The sequence below is a fragment of the Pseudomonas sp. Marseille-Q5299 genome (assembly GCF_943737035.1).
Taxonomy (GTDB): domain Bacteria; phylum Pseudomonadota; class Gammaproteobacteria; order Pseudomonadales; family Pseudomonadaceae; genus Aquipseudomonas; species Aquipseudomonas putida_E.
The window spans coordinates 130,367-146,590 of the sequence record NZ_CALSFR010000005.1 but is presented as its reverse complement, the minus strand read 5'-3'; the positions used below and the strand labels follow the sequence as shown (position 1 = coordinate 146,590).

At 64.2% G+C, this 16,224-nt stretch carries 17 protein-coding genes; 14 read left to right on the top strand and 3 right to left on the bottom strand.

The window, feature by feature from the left end; translation table 11 throughout:
- Positions 1-2: 2 nt before the first annotated feature.
- The 3 genes from NGJ21_RS17000 to cobG are packed head-to-tail and all read right to left on the bottom strand — an operon-like array spanning position 3 to position 2,684.
- Complete coding sequence (locus NGJ21_RS17000; RefSeq protein WP_251962436.1) at positions 3-734, bottom strand: precorrin-2 C(20)-methyltransferase; 732 nt, start codon at positions 732-734, stop codon at positions 3-5.
- Positions 734-1,360: a precorrin-8X methylmutase gene (locus NGJ21_RS16995; protein WP_012316417.1), complete on the bottom strand. Its 627-nt coding sequence runs from the start codon at positions 1,358-1,360 to the stop codon at positions 734-736. The genes NGJ21_RS17000 and NGJ21_RS16995 overlap by 1 nt, the downstream gene beginning before the upstream one ends.
- Positions 1,353-2,684 carry a precorrin-3B synthase gene (gene cobG / locus NGJ21_RS16990; RefSeq protein WP_187306321.1) on the bottom strand — a complete coding sequence of 444 codons (1,332 nt, stop codon included), beginning with the start codon at positions 2,682-2,684 and terminating at the stop codon, positions 1,353-1,355. Before cobG ends, NGJ21_RS16995 begins: the two co-directional genes overlap by 8 nt.
- A gap of 174 nt (positions 2,685-2,858) precedes the next feature.
- Between cobG and cbiE the strand changes: the two genes are divergently transcribed.
- From cbiE to urtA, 14 genes are all read left to right on the top strand, one after another.
- Entirely contained in the window at positions 2,859-4,070 is a 1,212-nt protein-coding gene (gene cbiE / locus NGJ21_RS16985) for a precorrin-6y C5,15-methyltransferase (decarboxylating) subunit CbiE (RefSeq protein ID WP_251962424.1), read from the top strand.
- Positions 4,063-5,157: a cobalt-precorrin-5B (C(1))-methyltransferase gene (locus NGJ21_RS16980; RefSeq protein ID WP_251962423.1), complete on the top strand. Its 1,095-nt coding sequence runs from the start codon at positions 4,063-4,065 to the stop codon at positions 5,155-5,157. Before cbiE ends, NGJ21_RS16980 begins: the two co-directional genes overlap by 8 nt.
- Positions 5,154-5,873, top strand: a complete 720-nt coding sequence (locus NGJ21_RS16975) for a cobalt-precorrin-6A reductase (protein ID WP_046787836.1) — start codon at positions 5,154-5,156, stop codon at positions 5,871-5,873. Before NGJ21_RS16980 ends, NGJ21_RS16975 begins: the two co-directional genes overlap by 4 nt.
- Before the next feature lie 91 nt (positions 5,874-5,964).
- On the top strand, positions 5,965-6,195 hold the full coding sequence (gene vapB, locus NGJ21_RS16970) for a type II toxin-antitoxin system VapB family antitoxin (RefSeq protein WP_012316422.1): 231 nt from the start codon (positions 5,965-5,967) through the stop codon (positions 6,193-6,195).
- Positions 6,195-6,605, top strand: a complete 411-nt coding sequence (gene vapC / locus NGJ21_RS16965; protein WP_046787835.1) for a type II toxin-antitoxin system tRNA(fMet)-specific endonuclease VapC — start codon at positions 6,195-6,197, stop codon at positions 6,603-6,605. Before vapB ends, vapC begins: the two co-directional genes overlap by 1 nt.
- A gap of 134 nt (positions 6,606-6,739) precedes the next feature.
- A complete protein-coding gene (locus tag NGJ21_RS16960) occupies positions 6,740-7,177 on the top strand; it encodes an NfeD family protein (protein ID WP_115273790.1) in 438 nt (145 codons plus the stop codon).
- Between the two features lie 24 nt (positions 7,178-7,201).
- Positions 7,202-8,056, top strand: a complete 855-nt coding sequence (locus NGJ21_RS16955) for an SPFH domain-containing protein (RefSeq protein WP_012316425.1) — start codon at positions 7,202-7,204, stop codon at positions 8,054-8,056.
- Positions 8,057-8,202: 146 nt separating this feature from the next.
- On the top strand, positions 8,203-8,592 hold the full coding sequence (locus tag NGJ21_RS16950; RefSeq protein ID WP_046787833.1) for a DUF2946 domain-containing protein: 390 nt from the start codon (positions 8,203-8,205) through the stop codon (positions 8,590-8,592).
- A 48-nt stretch (positions 8,593-8,640) separates the two neighbouring features.
- Positions 8,641-9,120 carry a copper chaperone PCu(A)C gene (locus NGJ21_RS16945; protein WP_046787832.1) on the top strand — a complete coding sequence of 160 codons (480 nt, stop codon included), beginning with the start codon at positions 8,641-8,643 and terminating at the stop codon, positions 9,118-9,120.
- A gap of 26 nt (positions 9,121-9,146) precedes the next feature.
- Positions 9,147-9,578, top strand: a complete 432-nt coding sequence (locus NGJ21_RS16940) for a DUF2946 domain-containing protein (RefSeq protein ID WP_046787831.1) — start codon at positions 9,147-9,149, stop codon at positions 9,576-9,578.
- 65 nt (positions 9,579-9,643) lie between these two features.
- The gene (locus tag NGJ21_RS16935; protein WP_251962422.1) at positions 9,644-11,710 is read left to right on the top strand and encodes a TonB-dependent copper receptor; all 2,067 of its coding nucleotides are present in this window, start codon (positions 9,644-9,646) and stop codon (positions 11,708-11,710) included.
- A gap of 59 nt (positions 11,711-11,769) precedes the next feature.
- A complete protein-coding gene (locus tag NGJ21_RS16930; RefSeq protein ID WP_251962421.1) occupies positions 11,770-13,134 on the top strand; it encodes a PepSY-associated TM helix domain-containing protein in 1,365 nt (454 codons plus the stop codon).
- Positions 13,135-13,336: 202 nt separating this feature from the next.
- A complete protein-coding gene (gene cycA / locus NGJ21_RS16925) occupies positions 13,337-14,743 on the top strand; it encodes a D-serine/D-alanine/glycine transporter (RefSeq protein ID WP_012316431.1) in 1,407 nt (468 codons plus the stop codon).
- Between the two features lie 187 nt (positions 14,744-14,930).
- Positions 14,931-16,196: an urea ABC transporter substrate-binding protein gene (gene urtA, locus NGJ21_RS16920; RefSeq protein ID WP_012316432.1), complete on the top strand. Its 1,266-nt coding sequence runs from the start codon at positions 14,931-14,933 to the stop codon at positions 16,194-16,196.
- Positions 16,197-16,224 lie beyond the last annotated feature (28 nt).

Sequence of the window (16,224 nt, the reverse complement as noted above, 5' to 3'; positions counted from 1 at the left end):
GCTCATCCCTGCCATTTTTCACCCGGCACGATGATCAGCGAGAAGTACGGTGATGACTGTGGGTCCACCTGGTCCAGCGCGACGATTTTCTGATTTGCCATGGTCGCCCGCTCGACGTACAGCGCTCGCCCGTCCAGGCCCAGTTCGCCCAGCACCTGGCGCACCTTGGGGAAGTTGCGGCCCAGCTTCATGATCACTGCCGCATCGGCATCGGCCAGGCGCCGCTTGAGTTCTTCGGCCGGCAGCACGCCCGACAGCACCGACAGGCTCTGGTTGCGGTAAACCAGGGGCGCGCCCAGTACCGACGCGCCCCCCAGCATCGAGCAGACACCGGGGATCACTTGCGCGTCATAGCGCTGCGCCAGACGGTCATGCAGGTACATGTAGGAGCCGTAAAAGAACGGGTCGCCCTCGCAGATCACCGCGACATCGCGGCCGGCATCGAGGTGCTCGGCCACCTGCACGCTGGCCTCGTCATAAAAATCGCTGATGACCTGCTCGTACGACAACGGAGCCGGCAACGCCTCGGTGGTCACCGGATAGACCAGCGGCAGCAGCGTTTGCGCTGGCTGCAGATGCGACTCGATGATGCCGAAGGCATTGCCACGCTTGCCCTTGGCCACGAAGTAGGCGACCACCGGGGCCTCGCGCAGCAAGCGCAGGGCCTTGAGCGTAATCAGCTCAGGGTCGCCAGGGCCTACGCCCAGGCCCAGCAGACGTCCACGCGGCGCCATCATTCCACCTCCGTGGCGAGGGCATTGACCGCGGCAGCAGCCATCGCACTACCGCCCAGGCGGCCCTGCATGATCACGAACGGGATGCCCCGGCTGTCTGCGGCAAGCATGGCCTTGGACTCCGCCGCACCGACGAAGCCAACCGGGAAACCGAGGATCAGCGCAGGCTTTGGTGCACCGGCATCGATCATTTCCAGCAAGTAGAACAGTGCGGTCGGCGCGTTGCCGATCACTACCACGCTACCCTCCAGATAGGGCCGCCACAGCTCCAGAGCCACAGCCGAGCGGGTATTGCCGGCATCTTTGGCCAGGGCCGGGACACTCGGGTCGCGCAGGGTGCAGATCACCTTGTTATCGGCGGGCAGGCGGGCACGGGTGATGCCTTCGGCGACCATGTGCGCATCGCAGAGGATCGGCGCGCCGTTGGCCAGGGCCTCGCGCCCCGCGCGGCCGGCACCTTCGGAGAACTGCAGGCCGTCGATGGCCTCGACCATGCCACAGGCATGGATCACACGTACGGCGAGTTTCTCGAGGTCTGCGGGGATCCGCTCGAGCCGGGCCTCCTCACGGATGATCCGGAAGGAATTGCGATAGATCTCCTGACCATCGCGGATGTAATCAATCATCAAGGTGCTCCGTCGGCAGGTCGAGCATGGCGCCTGCTTCGTTCAAGGTGAGGTTGGCGGCGCGCAGGGCACCAAAGCCCGGCAGGCGCGCGTCACGCAAATAGAGGTCATAGCGGCCCGGCGAGCGGGCCAGCAGTGTGGCCGGGGCGACATGGGCCACGGCGCAGGATCGGGGGCAACCAGACAGGTGCACACTGGCAGGGGCGCCAGCGGGCAACAGGGCCGCCAGGGCCACGGCATCGGCCTTGGTATCGCCATGCGCCTTGGCGCAGCCGCTGGCGCCGGTGCAGGCAACCAGGCGGGCCAGGGGCTCATGGCTGTGGCAGAGCAGGCCCAGGGCCGACAACTCACGTTGCGCCGGGGCGATGCTCGCGCCAGCCACAGAGGTCAGCATCAGGCTCTGCCAGGGGCTCAGGCGCAGGCTGCCATCACCGTGTTCACGCGCGATTCGCGCCGCACCGCGCAGCATGTCGGCGCTGAGCCTGCCAAGCGGCGGGGCAACGCCCAGGGCCATGCCCTGCAGCTGCTCAACGGCACCCAGCCATGGGCTGTTGCCCGCTTTGCGGCGCCAATCGAGCACGGCATCATCCCGGCGGATCGCCAGCCCTAGCCCCTCGATGAATCGCTCCACTGAGCAGTTTTCAAGCAACTGGCGCATGCGCGCCTGGTCCGGGCTGGCCAGGTCGAGGAAGCGCTCAAGCACTGCGCGCACCAGCGCCAGCCCCTGTTCCACCGGCACCGCGCCCAGCACCTGGCCGTCAGCCGGGCAACCGGCCAGGCCGAAAGCCAGCCAGGTGCGTTGCTCGAGTCGCACGGCTGAAAGCCATAGATCGTGCGGGTGCTCGAGCATCGCCAGGCCTTCGCCGCCGTCCAGTTGCACCGCGAACTTGGCCGATAACTGGTGAAAGCGCGGTGTGCCTTGCAGCATGTCGAGGATGTGTTCGGCCAGGGGACGAACATCCAGCACCATCAAGGGGTCATGCCCGGCCAAGGGGCTGAGCATCAGGTTGCGCACATCGTCACTGGCAGCATCGCGTGGGCCCAGGCCTGCTGCCAGCAGGCTTTCGATCAGGCCGGCGTGATCGTCGCCAATGCCACGGACCTGCAGGTTGCCGCGGTTGGTCGCCTCGATCACACCACCGGCGAAACGCTCGGCAGCCGCCGCCACGGCATCGGCTTGATCGGCCAGCAACAGCCCACCGGGCAGCTTGATCCGGCAGATCCCGCCATCAAGGGCGCTGACGATGCGCCACAACCCCGGGCAAGCCGAGGGACGGGGCGATACGGGTGGGGTATGGACCTGCTTCAAAGGGACGTCCGGCAATCGCTGAAAATGCGCTTGAGTGTAGAAGGCGCGGTATTATGCCTGCTTTGTCCGGCGGCATGAAAAGCCGGTGGTCGAGCATCGCTGGCGATTGAACAGAAATTCATCACCGCGTCGCCCCCTTTGCCGGCTTAGGGGGGCGATGCGCCCCCAAAAATGGCGGATCAGAAACACATGACACCCTGGCTGACAGTAGTAGGCATCGGCGAAGACGGCTTCAGCGGCCTGGGCAAACAGGCCCGACGCGCCCTGCTCGGCGCTTCGCGGATCATCGGCAGCCCACGTCAGCTGGCCCTGCTGCCGCGCTGCGTTAGCGCCGCCCGGGAGGATTGGCCGAGCCCGTTCTCGCTCGCCCCGGTACTGGCTCGGCGCGGTGAGCAGGTGTGCGTGCTGGCCAGCGGTGACCCCATGTTCTACGGCGTCGGCGCCAGCCTGGCGCGGCAGGTGCCGGCCCAAGAGCTGCAGGTACTGTCGATGCCCTCCTCCTGCGCCTTGGCCGCCGCCCGCCTTGGCTGGCCGCTGCAGGACGTGCAGGTGGTGTCTCTGGTCGCGCGCCCCCTGGCCTCTCTCAACGCCCACCTTTACAGCGGCATGCGCCTGCTGGTGCTGAGCAACGACGGTGAGAGCCCCGCAGCCATCGCCGCCCTGCTGCGCGAGCGCGGTTTCGGGCCAAGCCGCCTGCAGGTGTTCGAGCACCTCGGCGGCCCTGCCGAACGCCACTTGGCGGGCATCGCCGATGACTGGGCCCAGCCTCAGGTCGCCGCGCTGAACCTGGTTGCCATCGAGTGCCAGGCCACTGCCGACGCTCCGCGACTGTCACGCGCAGCCGGCCTGCCGGACGATGCTTTCCGTCATGACGGCCAGCTGACCAAACGTGACGTACGGGCTATCACCTTGGCCCGTCTGGCCCCCCAACCAGGCGAGTTGCTGTGGGACGTTGGCGCAGGCTGTGGCTCGATCGGCATCGAGTGGATGCGCGCCCACCCCGCCTGCCGAACACTGGCAATCGAAGCCGACGAGGGCCGCCAGGGCTTCATCGAGTACAACCGTGATGCCCTTGGCGTTCCCGGCCTGCAACTGGTGCGCGGCAAAGCACCGCAGGCCTTGGCCGAGCTGGAGCGCCCGGATGCGATCTTCATCGGCGGTGGCGTCACCCGTGAAGGCGTGTTGCCGTTGTGTTGGGAGCGGCTTCGCCCCGGAGGGCGATTGGTGGCCAATGCCGTGACCCTGCAAAGCGAACTGGCACTGGCGCACTTTCGCCAACAGCATGGCGGTGAACTGACGCGTATCCATGTCGCCCAGGCCCAGCCATTGGGCGCCTTCGACACGTGGCGCCAGGCATTGCCGATCACCTTGCTCGACGTGGTGAAGCCCCACGATGCGTGAAGAAACCCGCGAACAGCCGGCGCCACTGCGCAGCGGCCTGACCACTGGCAGCTGCGCCACTGCCACCAGCCTGGCGGCAGCGCGCCTGCTGCTCACCGGTGTGAGCACTGACGCCGTGAGCATCACCTTGCCCAAGGGCAAGGTGGTGCAGATGCGCCTGGAATTCTGCCGCCGCGAGGACGAGCGCGCCGAAGCCGGCACACTCAAGGATGCTGGCGACGACCCCGATGTCACCCATGGCGCGCTGCTCTACAGCCAGGTGCGGTTGCAGGACGAGCCGGGCATACGCTTTGTAGCGGGCGTGGGTGTCGGCACGGTCACCCGCCCCGGGCTGGTACTCGCCGTGGGCGAGCCGGCGATCAACCCGGTACCGCGACGCATGATCAGTGAACACCTGCAGCAACTGGCCGACGACTGCGCCTACCACGGCGGCTTCGAGGTCACGGTCAACGTAAAGGGCGGCGAGCAGCTGGCACTCAAGACCATGAACCCGCGCCTGGGTATCCTCGGCGGGCTGTCGATTCTTGGTACCAGCGGCATCGTGCGGCCTTTCTCCTGCGCGGCCTACATCGCCTCCATCCACCAGGGCATCGATGTGGCCCACACCAATGGCTATACCCATATCGCCGCCTGCACCGGCAATGCCAGCGAAGACACCATGCGCCGCGTCTACGGCCTGCCGGAAATTGCCCTGATCGAGATGGGCGATTTTGTCGGCGCGGTGCTCAAGCACCTGCGCAAGGTGCCGGTGCCACGCCTGTCACTGTGCGGTGGCTTTGGCAAGATCAGCAAGCTGGCCGCCGGGCATATGGACCTGCACAGCCGCCACTCGAGCATCGACCTGCCGCAACTGGCCGGGTGGGCCGCGGACATCGGCGCCGATGCCGACCTGCAGGCAGCGATCATGGCCGCCAACACCAGCCAGCAAGCCCTGGCCCTGGCACACGCCGCCGGCATCGCCCTGGGCGACGCGGTCTGCGCCCACGCCCTGGCGTTCGCCCGCAGCGTGGTGCCCGCACAGGTGCAGGTGGAAGTGTTCGCCATCGACCGCCAGGGCGGCATCGTCGGCATGGCAGGTGTGCAATGAACCGGCGCATCCTGCTGCTGGGCGGTGTCACCGAGGCACTGGCCATCGCCCGTCAGCTTGGCCCGGAGCATGTCTACAGCCTGGCTGGCATCGGCCGGGTGCCGCAGGGCCTGGCCTGCCAGGTGCGGGTCGGCGGCTATGGCGGGGCCGAAGGCCTGGCCGCCTACCTGCGCGAGGCGGGTATCACCCTGCTGATAGACGCCACCCACCCCTATGCCGCGCAGATCAGCCACAATGCCGCCGCCGCCGCACGGGCCGTGGGCATCCCGTGCTGGGCCTTGCGGCGCCCGGCATGGCAGGCCCAGCCCGGTGACGACTGGCGCGAAGTGGAGGATTGGGCGGGGCTGATCCATGCACTCAAGCCGTTCCGTCGGCCTTTGTTCACCTTGGGGCGCGAGCCGCTGCAGCATCTGGACGAGATTCCGCCAGAGCAGTTCTGGACCCTCAGGGCGTTGCAGGCCTGCCCTGGTAATGATCGCTGCGAAGTGATCGGTGCGCGGGGGCCGTTTCACCTTGACGATGAGCGGGTGCTGTTCGCACGGCGCGATATCGATGTGCTGGTCAGCAAGAACAGCGGCAGCGTGGCGACCGAGCCCAAGCTTGAGGTGGCGCGGGAGCTGGGGGTTCCAGTACTCATTCTGAAGCGCCCCACACTTCCACAGGTCGATGCTGAGTTCACCCGGTACTGCCTGTTGCTCAGCGCCCTGCATCTATGACTGGCAGCCTTTGGCAACGTATATCCCATTGACATATACCTTGCGGAATTTAAACTTCAGTCACAGTTTGCCGCTTCCAGGGAGGCCCATCATGGAGCAAGGTGCTGTCTTCAAAAGCAATCGTAGCCAGGCCATCCGCTTGCCGAAATCTGTCGCATTTCCCGAAGAGGTGACCCGCGTGGACATTGTTGCAGTGGGTCGAACCCGCATCATCACTCCCGCTGGTGAATCATGGGATAGCTGGTTTGACGGCGAAGATGCGAGCCCGGACTTCATGGCCAGCCGCGACCAACCTGCCGACCAGGAACGTGAAGGGTTTTAATGCTCAAGTACATGCTCGATACGAATATCTGCATCTTCACGATCAAGAACAAACCCCAGGTAGTTCGTGAAGCGTTCAACCGCCACCATGGTCAGCTGGCAATCAGCACCGTCACACTGATGGAGCTGGTTTACGGTGCAGAGAAATCGGCCGCTCCTGCACGAAATCTCTCGATTGTGGAGGGTTTCGTAGCGCGTCTTGAAGTACTCGACTATGACAGCCATGCAGCAGAACACAGCGGGCAGCTTCGCTCAGAACTGGCAAAGGCCGGTACGCCCATCGGTCCTTTCGATCAGTTGATTGCCGGGCATGCCCGCGCGCGGGGGCTTACCTTGGTAACCAACAACCTGCGAGAGTTCATGCGCGTTCCGGGGTTGCGGGTTGAGGATTGGCTGGCCACGCCAGGGTAAAAGACGTAGCCCTTTCCATATTCCGACAGTGGCTATCGACCATCGCTGCGCTGTGACCAGATACATTCATATGGCCGTTGGCCTGTCGTCAGTCTTAAACTCAACCCCCCTCCCCTCCGGAAAGCGTCAACCATATGGAAATGCAATGGTGGATCTGGCTGGTCTTCGGCATCGCGCTGATCCTGCTCGAACTGGTCCTGCCCACGTTCTTCATCATCTGGTTCGGCATCGGTGCCGTGCTGGTGTCGCTCATCTCGCTCGCCGCCCCCAGCCTGCAACTGGACATGCAGGTACTGTCGTGGGTGCTGTTCTCGTCGGTCACCACGGCACTCTGGTTCAAGCTGTTCCGGCGCAAGCAGCCGGATGTGCGCTGGACCGCCGACAGCGTGATCGGCGAAGTCGGGCTGCTGATCAGCAGCGTTTCGCAATTCCAGAAAGGCCGTGTGCGGTTCCAGAAACCGATCCTGGGCAATGAGGAATGGATCTGCGTCGCTGACAGCGACATCCCGTCAGGCGAGCGTGTACGTCTCGTCGCCATCGAAGGCAATACTGCCCGGGTCATCCGGGCCTGACCGCATTAAAAGGAAGTTCGCATCATGACCAGCCTTATCGTCGTCGGCACCCTCGCCGTTTTCGTCCTGATCACTGTTTTCAAGGGTGTACGCATCGTACCCCAGGGGGAGGAGTGGATCGTCGAGCGCCTGGGCCGCTACCACAGCACACTCAAGCCCGGCCTGAACATCGTCATCCCGTACATGGACGTGGTCGCCTATCGCCTGCCGACCAAGGACATCATCCTCGATGTGCAGGAGCAGGAAATCATCACTCGCGACAATGCGGTGATCGTCGCCAATGCACTGTGTTTCGCCAAGGTGGTCGACCCACAGAAGGCCTCCTATGGCGTGCAGAATTTCTCGTTTGCCGTCACCAGCCTGACCATGACATCGCTGCGCGCCATCGTCGGCGCCATGGACCTGGACGAAGCGTTGTCCAGCCGCGAGCAGATCAAGGCACGCCTGCGAGAGGCGATGTCCGAACAGACCGAAGACTGGGGCGTGACCGTGCGCTCGGTAGAAATCCAGGACATCAAGCCATCGGAAAACATGCAGCTGGCCATGGAACGTCAGGCGGCGGCCGAACGTGAACGTAAAGCCGACGTGACCCGTGCCGAAGGTGCCAAGCAGGCCGCCATTCTCGAGGCCGAAGCCCGCCTGCAGTCGGCCAAGCTCGATGCCGAGGCGCAAATCAACCTTGCTGAGGCTTCGGCAAAGGCGATTTCGCTGGTCAAGGACGCGGTGGGCAACGAGACGGTGCCAGCCATGTACCTGCTGGGTGAGCGCTATGTCGGCGCCATGGAGAACCTGGCCAGCAGCAACAATGCCAAGGTGGTGGTGCTGCCGGCTGATTTGCAAGAGACCGTGCGTGGCTTGATGGGCCGTAACAAGGCTTGATGGCTGCTGTAGCTTCATGGCCGGCTTGCCGGCCATGGTCCGCGCAGCAGCTCCATCGACCCGCCTGCGTCACTTCACCGCACCCCATCATTTTTACCTATACTGCGCCGTACAATACCCGCCACGATTCCTGACCGGATCTCTCCATGCCCCCACGTCGGCACATCGCCTGGATAGCCTGCCTCGCAGTGCTGTTCAACCTGCTGGCCATGCCGCTGTCCTCTGCCGCGCCCAAGGGCCCGGCCGAGCAGCTGCTGTGGGGGGCTTTCTGTTCCAGCATGGCAGGCAAGGCCAAGGTCGACGTCCAGGCACTGGCCAAGATCGACCTCGGCACGCAAAACGACGAGCATTCCAACATGCAGCACTGCTGGTGCTGTTCGGGAGCCTCGCCGCTGCTGGCCCTGCCAGGTTATCCGCCACAACTGCACAACCCGCCCACGTTGCTGGCCGCGCATGTTCCACCGCCAGCCGATTACCAAATGACGCCGCGCCAACTCTGGCCCGCGCTCAACCCCCGCGCCTCTCCCCTGGTCTGAGTTCATCACGCTGTCTGCCTGAACCTGAACAGAACGGAGACTTACACCATGCTCAAGCAAGCTCTCGTAGTGGCCGCACTGCTGCTGCCCGGCGCCTTCGCCAACGCCCATGAATACACCGTGGGCGACCTGCATATCGCCCACCCCTGGTCGCTGCAACTGCCGCCGAACGCGCCCAATGTGGCCGCCTATTTCATCGTGCACAACAACGGCAAGGTCGATGACCGCCTGCTCAGCGTGGACAGCCCCATCACTGCTGACGCACAACTGCACGAACACGTGATGAGTGCCAACGGCGCCATGAAGATGCAGCAGGTGCCCAATGTAGTAGTGCCCGCTGGCAAGGACGTGGTCTTCGCCCCCAGCGCCTATCATGTGATGCTGATGCAGCCCAAGGACCGTAGCCTGCTCAGCGACGGCAAGCGCTTCCCGCTGACCCTGCATTTCGAGAAGGCAGGCGACATCACGGTCGACGTGGCTGTGCAGAGGCAGGCCCCGGCGGACCAGCCGCACGAACACGCACACTGACCCTTCGCTGACTGGCGCTCGCCTTCATGAGCCTGCCATGCAACAGACGCAGCCGTACCACCCGCCCTGAACGCAGGCGCGTCGGTGGCGGCTGGCTGAGCCTGTTCGCCATGTGGATGATCTTTATCGGCCCGCTGATTTCCCAGTCGATGCCGATGGATCATCACGCGGGCATGAGCATGCCGATGGGCATGGCTCTGTCCTCGGAACACGGGCACGCCAGCGACTCGCATCACGGCCACGGCGACGATGGCCAACTGCATGTGATGTGGGAAAAATGCGGCTACTGCAGCCTGCTGTTCAACTGCCCTGCATTACCGCAGACCTTCAGCCCACTCGTTGCCGGGCACGCCCTGCCCGTCACCCTCATCCCTGCGGCAACCCTTCAGGGCCATGCCCGACAGGCCATATTCCCCGGTGCGCGCAGCCGCGCGCCACCGCCTTCGATCAGCGTCTGAATCCCTGCTGCCGCACGGAGCCTGGAGGCTCCGCGCCCACCCATGACTGATCGACTGGAATCACTATGTCCGGCTGCACCCCTGTATTCGCCCCCTCTCTGCGAGGGACATTCGCCGTGTTGTGCGGGTCGCTGCTCGCACCCATGGCCCTGGCCGCCGAACCTGGCCATGAAACGCACGAGCAAGCGCCGCCCGAGCTGAGCCCGACGGTGATCACCGCCATCGCACCCAGCTCGCCCCTGACGGTCGTCACCAACCCCAAAGACCCGCGCCAGCCCGTGCCGGCCAGCGATGGTGCCGATTACCTCAAGACCATCCCTGGTTTTTCAGCCATCCGCGCCGGTGGCACCAACGGTGACCCGGTGCTGCGCGGCATGTTCGGTTCGCGCCTGAACATCCTCACCAACGGTGGTGTGATGCTCGGTGCCTGCCCCAACCGCATGGACGCACCGACCTCTTACATCGCGCCGGAAACCTATGACCGCCTCACCGTTATCAAAGGCCCGCAAAGCGTGATCTGGGGCCCCGGCGGCTCGGCCGGGACCATCCTTTTCGAACGTGAACCGGAAAAATTCGGCACCCTCGGCAGCCGGATCAACGCCAGCCTGCTGGCCGGCTCCAACGGCCGCTTCGACCAGGTACTCGACGCCGCCGCAGGCAATAGCCAGGCTTATGCGCGCTTCGTCGGCAACCAGTCGCGCTCGGACGACTACCACGACGGCAACGGCGACACCGTGCCTTCGCGCTGGGACAAATGGAACGGCGATGTGACCCTGGGCTGGACGCCCGACCAGGACACCTTGCTCGAACTCACCGCCGGCAAGGGTGACGGCGAGGCCCGCTATGCCGGCCGTGGCATGGACGGCTCGCAGTTCAAGCGCGAAAGCCTGGGCCTGCGCTTTGAAAAGTCCAACCTGGGCGAGGTGCTCGACAAGGTCGAGGCACAGGTCTATTACAACTACGCCGACCACGTGATGGACAACTACAGCCTGCGCACCCCATCGGGCAGCGGCATGATGGGCATGCCCATGGTCAGCAATGTCGACCGCCGCACAATGGGCGCACGCATCAAGGCCACCTGGCGCTGGGCCGACGTGCAACTGATCAGTGGCATCGACGCACAGACCAACGAACATCGCCAGCGTGGCGGCATGGGCGTTGATGCGCACAAGGGCCAGCCCTGGACCAAGGATGCCGACTTCCATAACTATGGGGCCTTTGGTGAACTGACCTGGTACGCCACAGGGGTTGACCGGCTGATCACCGGCGCCCGTCTCGATCGCGCCTCCGCCCGCGACTTCCGGGCTGGCAGCGCTACCGAAGGTGATACCCGCGCCGATACCCTACCCAGCGGTTTCGTACGTTATGAGCACGACCTCGCGGCGGTGCCGGCCACCACTTACATCGGCCTTGGCCATGCCCAGCGTTTCCCCGACTATTGGGAGCTGTTCTCGCCCAAGCTGGCGCCCTCTGGCGCCGCCAACGCCTTCGACGGCATCAAGCCAGAAAAGACCACCCAGCTCGACTTCGGCATCCAGTACCGCGACGAGCGCCTTGAAGCCTGGGCTTCGGGTTATGTCGGGCAGATCCGCGACTACATCCTGTTCGACTACCGTACCGGCATGATGGGCATGAGCACCTCCCAGGCGCAGAACATCGACGCCCGCATCATGGGTGGCGAACTGGGCGCCGCCTACAAGCTGACGGAAACCTGGAAGGCCGATGCGACCCTGGCCTACGCCTGGGGCAAGAACAGCAGTGACGGCAAGGCACTGCCGCAGATGCCACCACTGGAAAGCCGCATGGGCCTGACCTACAGCCGCGACACCTGGAGCGCCGGGGCCTTGTGGCGGCTGGTGGCTGCACAGAACCGCATCGCCGAAAACCAGGGCAATGTGGTCGGCAAGGACTACGAAACAAGCGCCGGGTTCGGCGTGTTCTCGCTCAATGGCGCCTACAAGGTGAACAACAACCTCAAGCTCAGCGCAGGCGTCGACAACCTGTTCGACAAGGCTTACGCCGAGCACCTGAACCTGGCCGGGAACGCCGGGTTCGGCTACCCGGCTTCCGATCCACAGCCGGTCAACGAGCCGGGCAGGACGTTCTGGACCAAGGTCGATTTCAGCTTCTGACAACAACAACGGGCGCAGCCGCTGGTTGCGCCCCTCAGCTGGTCAAACAGGAGGTTCCCATGAGCGGAACACGCGTTTCATTCTACAACCTGGCCTGGCGCTGGCATTTCTATGCGGGGCTGTTCGTCGCTCCGTTCATGATCCTGCTGGCGATTACCGGGATCATCTACCTGTTCAAACCGCAGCTGGACCCACTGCTGTACCGTGACCTGATGGTGGTCGAGGCCAGCCATCACCGCCAGGGCGCCGACGTGATGCTGGCCGAAGTGCGCCAGGCCTACCCCAAAGGCCATGTGGGCCAATATCTGCCACCCATCGATGCCGAGCGCAGCGCGCAGTTCGTGGTGCATGACGGTGGGCGCGAACTGAATGTGTTCGTCAACCCGTATAGCGGCAAGATCCTGGGCGAACAGGATGCCAAGCAGAACCTGCAGGCGGTCGCCCGCGCCCTGCATGGCGAGCTGATGGTCGGTACGCTCGGTGACCGACTGGTGGAACTGGCAGCCGGCTGGGGCATCGTGCTGGTGGTGTCCGGCCTGTACCTGTGGTGGCCGCGCGGGCGCAGCGGCAGTGGCGTGCTGTGGCCACGGCTGTCGGCGCGTGGCCGGCTGCTCTGGCGCGACCTGCACGCGGTCAGCGGCTTCTGGGGCTCGGCCCTGCTGCTGCTGATGCTGCTCAGCGGCATGACCTGGACCGGCCTGTGGGGCAAACAGTACGCCGACCTGTGGAACCGCTTCCCGGCGGCCATGTGGAATGACGTGCCCAAGTCCGATCAACAGGCCGGTGAACTGAACAGCGCCCACCGCCAGACGGTGCCCTGGGCCATGGAAAACACGCCGATGCCGCAGTCCGGTGCGCATGCCGAACATGCCGGGCACCACATGATGTCGAACAGGCCAGCGGCACCTCAGGTGAGCCTGCAGCAGGTTCAGGACCTCGCCACCGCGCGCGAGGTGGAACCCGGCTACAGCATCACCGTGCCGACCACTGCCGATGGCGTATTCACCATCGCCGTGTTCGCCGACGACCCGCGCAACGATGCCACCCTGCATGTCGATCAGTACACCGGCAAGGTGCTGGCCGACGTGCGCTGGAAGGACTACAGCCCGGTGGCCCGGGCGACCGAGCTGGGCGTCATGCTGCACGAGGGCAAGATGTTCGGCGTGCTGAACCAGATCATCATTCTGCTGGTGTGCCTGATGATTTTGCTGGGTTCGGTGAGCGGGCTGGTGATGTGGTGGAAACGCCGGCCGGCCGGTGGCCTGGGGGTGCCGGCGCTGCGCCATGACCTGCCGCGCTGGAAGGCGGCTGTCGGGGTGATGCTGGTACTTGGGGTGATGTTCCCGCTGGTGGGGGTGTCGATGGTCGTGATGTGGGTGGTGGACAGCCTGGTGGTAAGGCGCAGGGTGCTGGCCAGCACTTGAGGCCATTGGGGCTGCTGCGCAGCCCTTTCGCGACACAAGGCCGCTCCTACAGACGACCGCGTTGGCCTTGTGTCGCGAAAGGGCCGCACAGCGGCCATCTGCTACTGAAAAGTCGAGTCGATCTGTCGCGCCCCGATTTGGGACGCGCGTGTTAGCCTACGCGGCTTTCACAAAAAGACTGACCCTCAATGGAATGCAGCCAATGACCCGGACCTCTTCCCCTCCTGCTCAAGCGCAGCACCTGCAGCGTAACCTGACCAACCGCCACATCCAGCTGATCGCCATCGGTGGCGCCATCGGCACCGGCCTGTTCATGGGCTCGGGCAAGACCATCAGCCTGGCGGGGCCGTCGATCATCTTCGTCTACATGATCATCGGCTTCATGCTGTTCTTCGTCATGCGCGCCATGGGCGAACTACTGCTGTCGAACCTCAACTACAAGTCGTTCATCGATTTCTCGGCCGACCTGCTCGGCCCCTGGGCCGGCTACTTCACCGGCTGGACCTACTGGTTCTGCTGGGTGGTCACCGGCATTGCCGACGTGGTCGCCATCGCCGCCTACACGCAGTTCTGGTTCCCGGACCTGCCACAGTGGATACCCGCCCTGACCTGCGTTGCAGTACTGCTGTCGCTTAACCTGGTTACCGTGAAGATGTTCGGCGAGATGGAGTTCTGGTTCGCCCTGATCAAGATCGTCGCCATCCTCGGCCTGGTCGCCACCGGCCTGTACATGGTCATCACCGGTTTCGAGTCGCCGAGCGGGCGCACCGCGCAGCTGGCCAACCTGTGGAACGACGGCGGCATGTTCCCCAACGGCCTGATGGGCTTTTTCGCCGGCTTCCAGATTGCCGTGTTCGCCTTCGTCGGCATCGAGCTGGTCGGCACCACCGCCGCCGAAGCCAAGAACCCTGAACGCACCCTGCCAAGGGCGATCAACTCGATCCCGATCCGTATCATCGTGTTCTACGTGCTGGCACTGATCGCGATCATGGCTGTGACCCCATGGCGCGATGTGGTGCCGGGCAAGAGCCCGTTCGTCGAGCTGTTCGTGCTGGCCGGCCTGCCAGCGGCGGCGAGCATCATCAACTTCGTGGTGCTGACCTCGGCGGCCTCGTCGGCCAACAGCGGCGTGTTTTCCACCAGCCGCATGCTCTTCGGCCTGGCCCAGGAAGGCGACGCACCGCGCGCATTCGAAAAACTGTCGAGCCGCGCCGTACCGGCCAACGGCCTGTACTTCTCGTGCACCTGCCTGCTGCTTGGCGCGGTGCTGATCTACATGGTGCCGAACGTGATCGAAGCATTCACCCTGGTCACCACGGTTTCGGCAGTGCTGTTCATGTTTGTCTGGACGCTGATCCTGCTGTCGTACCTGAAGTACCGCAAAACCCGTGCGGCGCTGCACCAGGCGTCGACCTACAAAATGCCGGGCGGTCGCTTCATGTGCTACGTGTGCCTGGCGTTCTTCGCCTTTATCCTGGTGCTGCTTAGCCTGGAAGCGGACACCCGCTCTGCGCTGATCGTCACGCCGATCTGGTTCGTGTTGCTGGCGGTCACCTACCAGGGTGTGCGTAGCAAGCGGCATCCGCGCACAGCTGTGCGCAACAGCTGATGCACTACGGGGCTGCCTTGCAGCCCCAATCCTGTGCACACAAGCACCTCAGGCACCAACCTGGACCTTGCAAACGCCCCATCACCTCGCACGACCCTTCTATTACGCACCTTTTGCCGTTCGGCACACCCCTTGCAACGGCCCTCCCCGCTTGGCCAACACCAAAAAAACTCAGCGGAGAGAGCACATGAAGCGTCGCAGTCTGATCAAGGCCTTTACCCTCAGCGCATCGATTGCGGCGATGGGCCTTAGCTGGAGCATCCAGGCCGCCGAGACCATCAAGGTCGGCATCCTGCATTCGCTGTCCGGGACCATGGCGATTTCCGAAACATCGCTCAAGGACATGGCGCTGATGACCATCGACGAGATCAACGCCAAGGGCGGGGTCAACGGCAAGATGCTCGAACCGGTGGTGGTCGACCCTGCATCCAACTGGCCACTGTTCGCCGAAAAGAGCCGCCAGTTGCTGACCCAGGACAAGGTCGCGGTGGTGTTCGGCTGCTGGACCTCGGTGTCACGCAAGTCGGTGCTGCCCGTGTTCGAAGAGCTCAACGGCTTGCTGTTCTACCCGGTGCAGTACGAAGGTGAAGAGATGTCGCCGAACGTCTTCTACACCGGCGCCGCGCCCAACCAGCAAGCGATCCCGGCCGTGGAATACCTGATGAGCGAAGACGGCGGCAGCGCCAAGCGTTTCTTCCTGCTCGGCACCGACTACGTCTACCCGCGCACCACCAACAAGATCCTGCGCGCCTTCCTGCACAGCAAAGGCGTGGCCGACAAGGATATCGAAGAGGTCTACACGCCGTTCGGCCACGCCGATTACCAGACCATCGTCGCCAACATCAAGAAGTTCTCGGCAGGCGGCAAAACCGCCGTTATCTCCACCGTCAACGGCGACTCCAACGTACCGTTCTACAAGGAGCTGGCCAACCAGGGCCTGAAAGCCACCGACGTACCGGTGGTGGCGTTCTCGGTGGGTGAAGAGGAACTGCGCGGCATCGACACCAAGCCGCTGGTAGGCCACCTCGCCGCCTGGAACTACTTCGAATCGGTGGATAACCCGGTCAACCAGAAGTTCGTCGCCGACTGGAAGGCCTACGCCAAAGCCAAGAACCTGCCGGGTGCCGACAAGGCCGTGACCAACGACCCGATGGAAGCCACTTACGTGGGCATCCACATGTGGGCGCAAGCGGCGGAAAAAGCCAAGTCCACCGATGTCGACAAGGTACGCGAAGCCCTGGGTGGGCAAACCTTCAAGGCACCGTCCGGCTTCACCCTGACCATGGACAAGACCAACCACCACCTGCACAAGCCGGTGATGATCGGCGAAATCCAGGATGACGGGCAGTTCAGCGTGGTCTGGGAAACCGAACAGCCGCTGCGCGCGCAGCCGTGGAGCCCGTTCATTCCGGGCAACGACAAGCGCCCTGACTATGCAGTGAAAGGCAACTGAGTGCACTGGGGCTGCGCTGCAGCCCCTT

What these genes read in the sequence shown, in the direction of transcription:
- NGJ21_RS17000 (WP_251962436.1), bottom strand. Translation starts at nt 734, where the DNA reads ATGGCGCCGCGTGGACGTCTGCTGGGCCTGGGCGTAGGCCCTGGCGAC.
- NGJ21_RS16995 (WP_012316417.1), bottom strand. Translation starts at nt 1,360, where the DNA reads ATGATTGATTACATCCGCGATGGTCAGGAGATCTATCGCAATTCCTTC.
- cbiE (WP_251962424.1), top strand. Translation starts at nt 2,859, where the DNA reads ATGACACCCTGGCTGACAGTAGTAGGCATCGGCGAAGACGGCTTCAGC.
- NGJ21_RS16980 (WP_251962423.1), top strand. Translation starts at nt 4,063, where the DNA reads ATGCGTGAAGAAACCCGCGAACAGCCGGCGCCACTGCGCAGCGGCCTG.
- NGJ21_RS16975 (WP_046787836.1), top strand. Translation starts at nt 5,154, where the DNA reads ATGAACCGGCGCATCCTGCTGCTGGGCGGTGTCACCGAGGCACTGGCC.
- vapB (WP_012316422.1), top strand. Translation starts at nt 5,965, where the DNA reads ATGGAGCAAGGTGCTGTCTTCAAAAGCAATCGTAGCCAGGCCATCCGC.
- vapC (WP_046787835.1), top strand. Translation starts at nt 6,195, where the DNA reads ATGCTCAAGTACATGCTCGATACGAATATCTGCATCTTCACGATCAAG.
- NGJ21_RS16960 (WP_115273790.1), top strand. Translation starts at nt 6,740, where the DNA reads ATGGAAATGCAATGGTGGATCTGGCTGGTCTTCGGCATCGCGCTGATC.
- NGJ21_RS16955 (WP_012316425.1), top strand. Translation starts at nt 7,202, where the DNA reads ATGACCAGCCTTATCGTCGTCGGCACCCTCGCCGTTTTCGTCCTGATC.
- NGJ21_RS16950 (WP_046787833.1), top strand. Translation starts at nt 8,203, where the DNA reads ATGCCCCCACGTCGGCACATCGCCTGGATAGCCTGCCTCGCAGTGCTG.
- NGJ21_RS16945 (WP_046787832.1), top strand. Translation starts at nt 8,641, where the DNA reads ATGCTCAAGCAAGCTCTCGTAGTGGCCGCACTGCTGCTGCCCGGCGCC.
- NGJ21_RS16940 (WP_046787831.1), top strand. Translation starts at nt 9,147, where the DNA reads ATGAGCCTGCCATGCAACAGACGCAGCCGTACCACCCGCCCTGAACGC.
- NGJ21_RS16935 (WP_251962422.1), top strand. Translation starts at nt 9,644, where the DNA reads ATGTCCGGCTGCACCCCTGTATTCGCCCCCTCTCTGCGAGGGACATTC.
- NGJ21_RS16930 (WP_251962421.1), top strand. Translation starts at nt 11,770, where the DNA reads ATGAGCGGAACACGCGTTTCATTCTACAACCTGGCCTGGCGCTGGCAT.
- cycA (WP_012316431.1), top strand. Translation starts at nt 13,337, where the DNA reads ATGACCCGGACCTCTTCCCCTCCTGCTCAAGCGCAGCACCTGCAGCGT.
- urtA (WP_012316432.1), top strand. Translation starts at nt 14,931, where the DNA reads ATGAAGCGTCGCAGTCTGATCAAGGCCTTTACCCTCAGCGCATCGATT.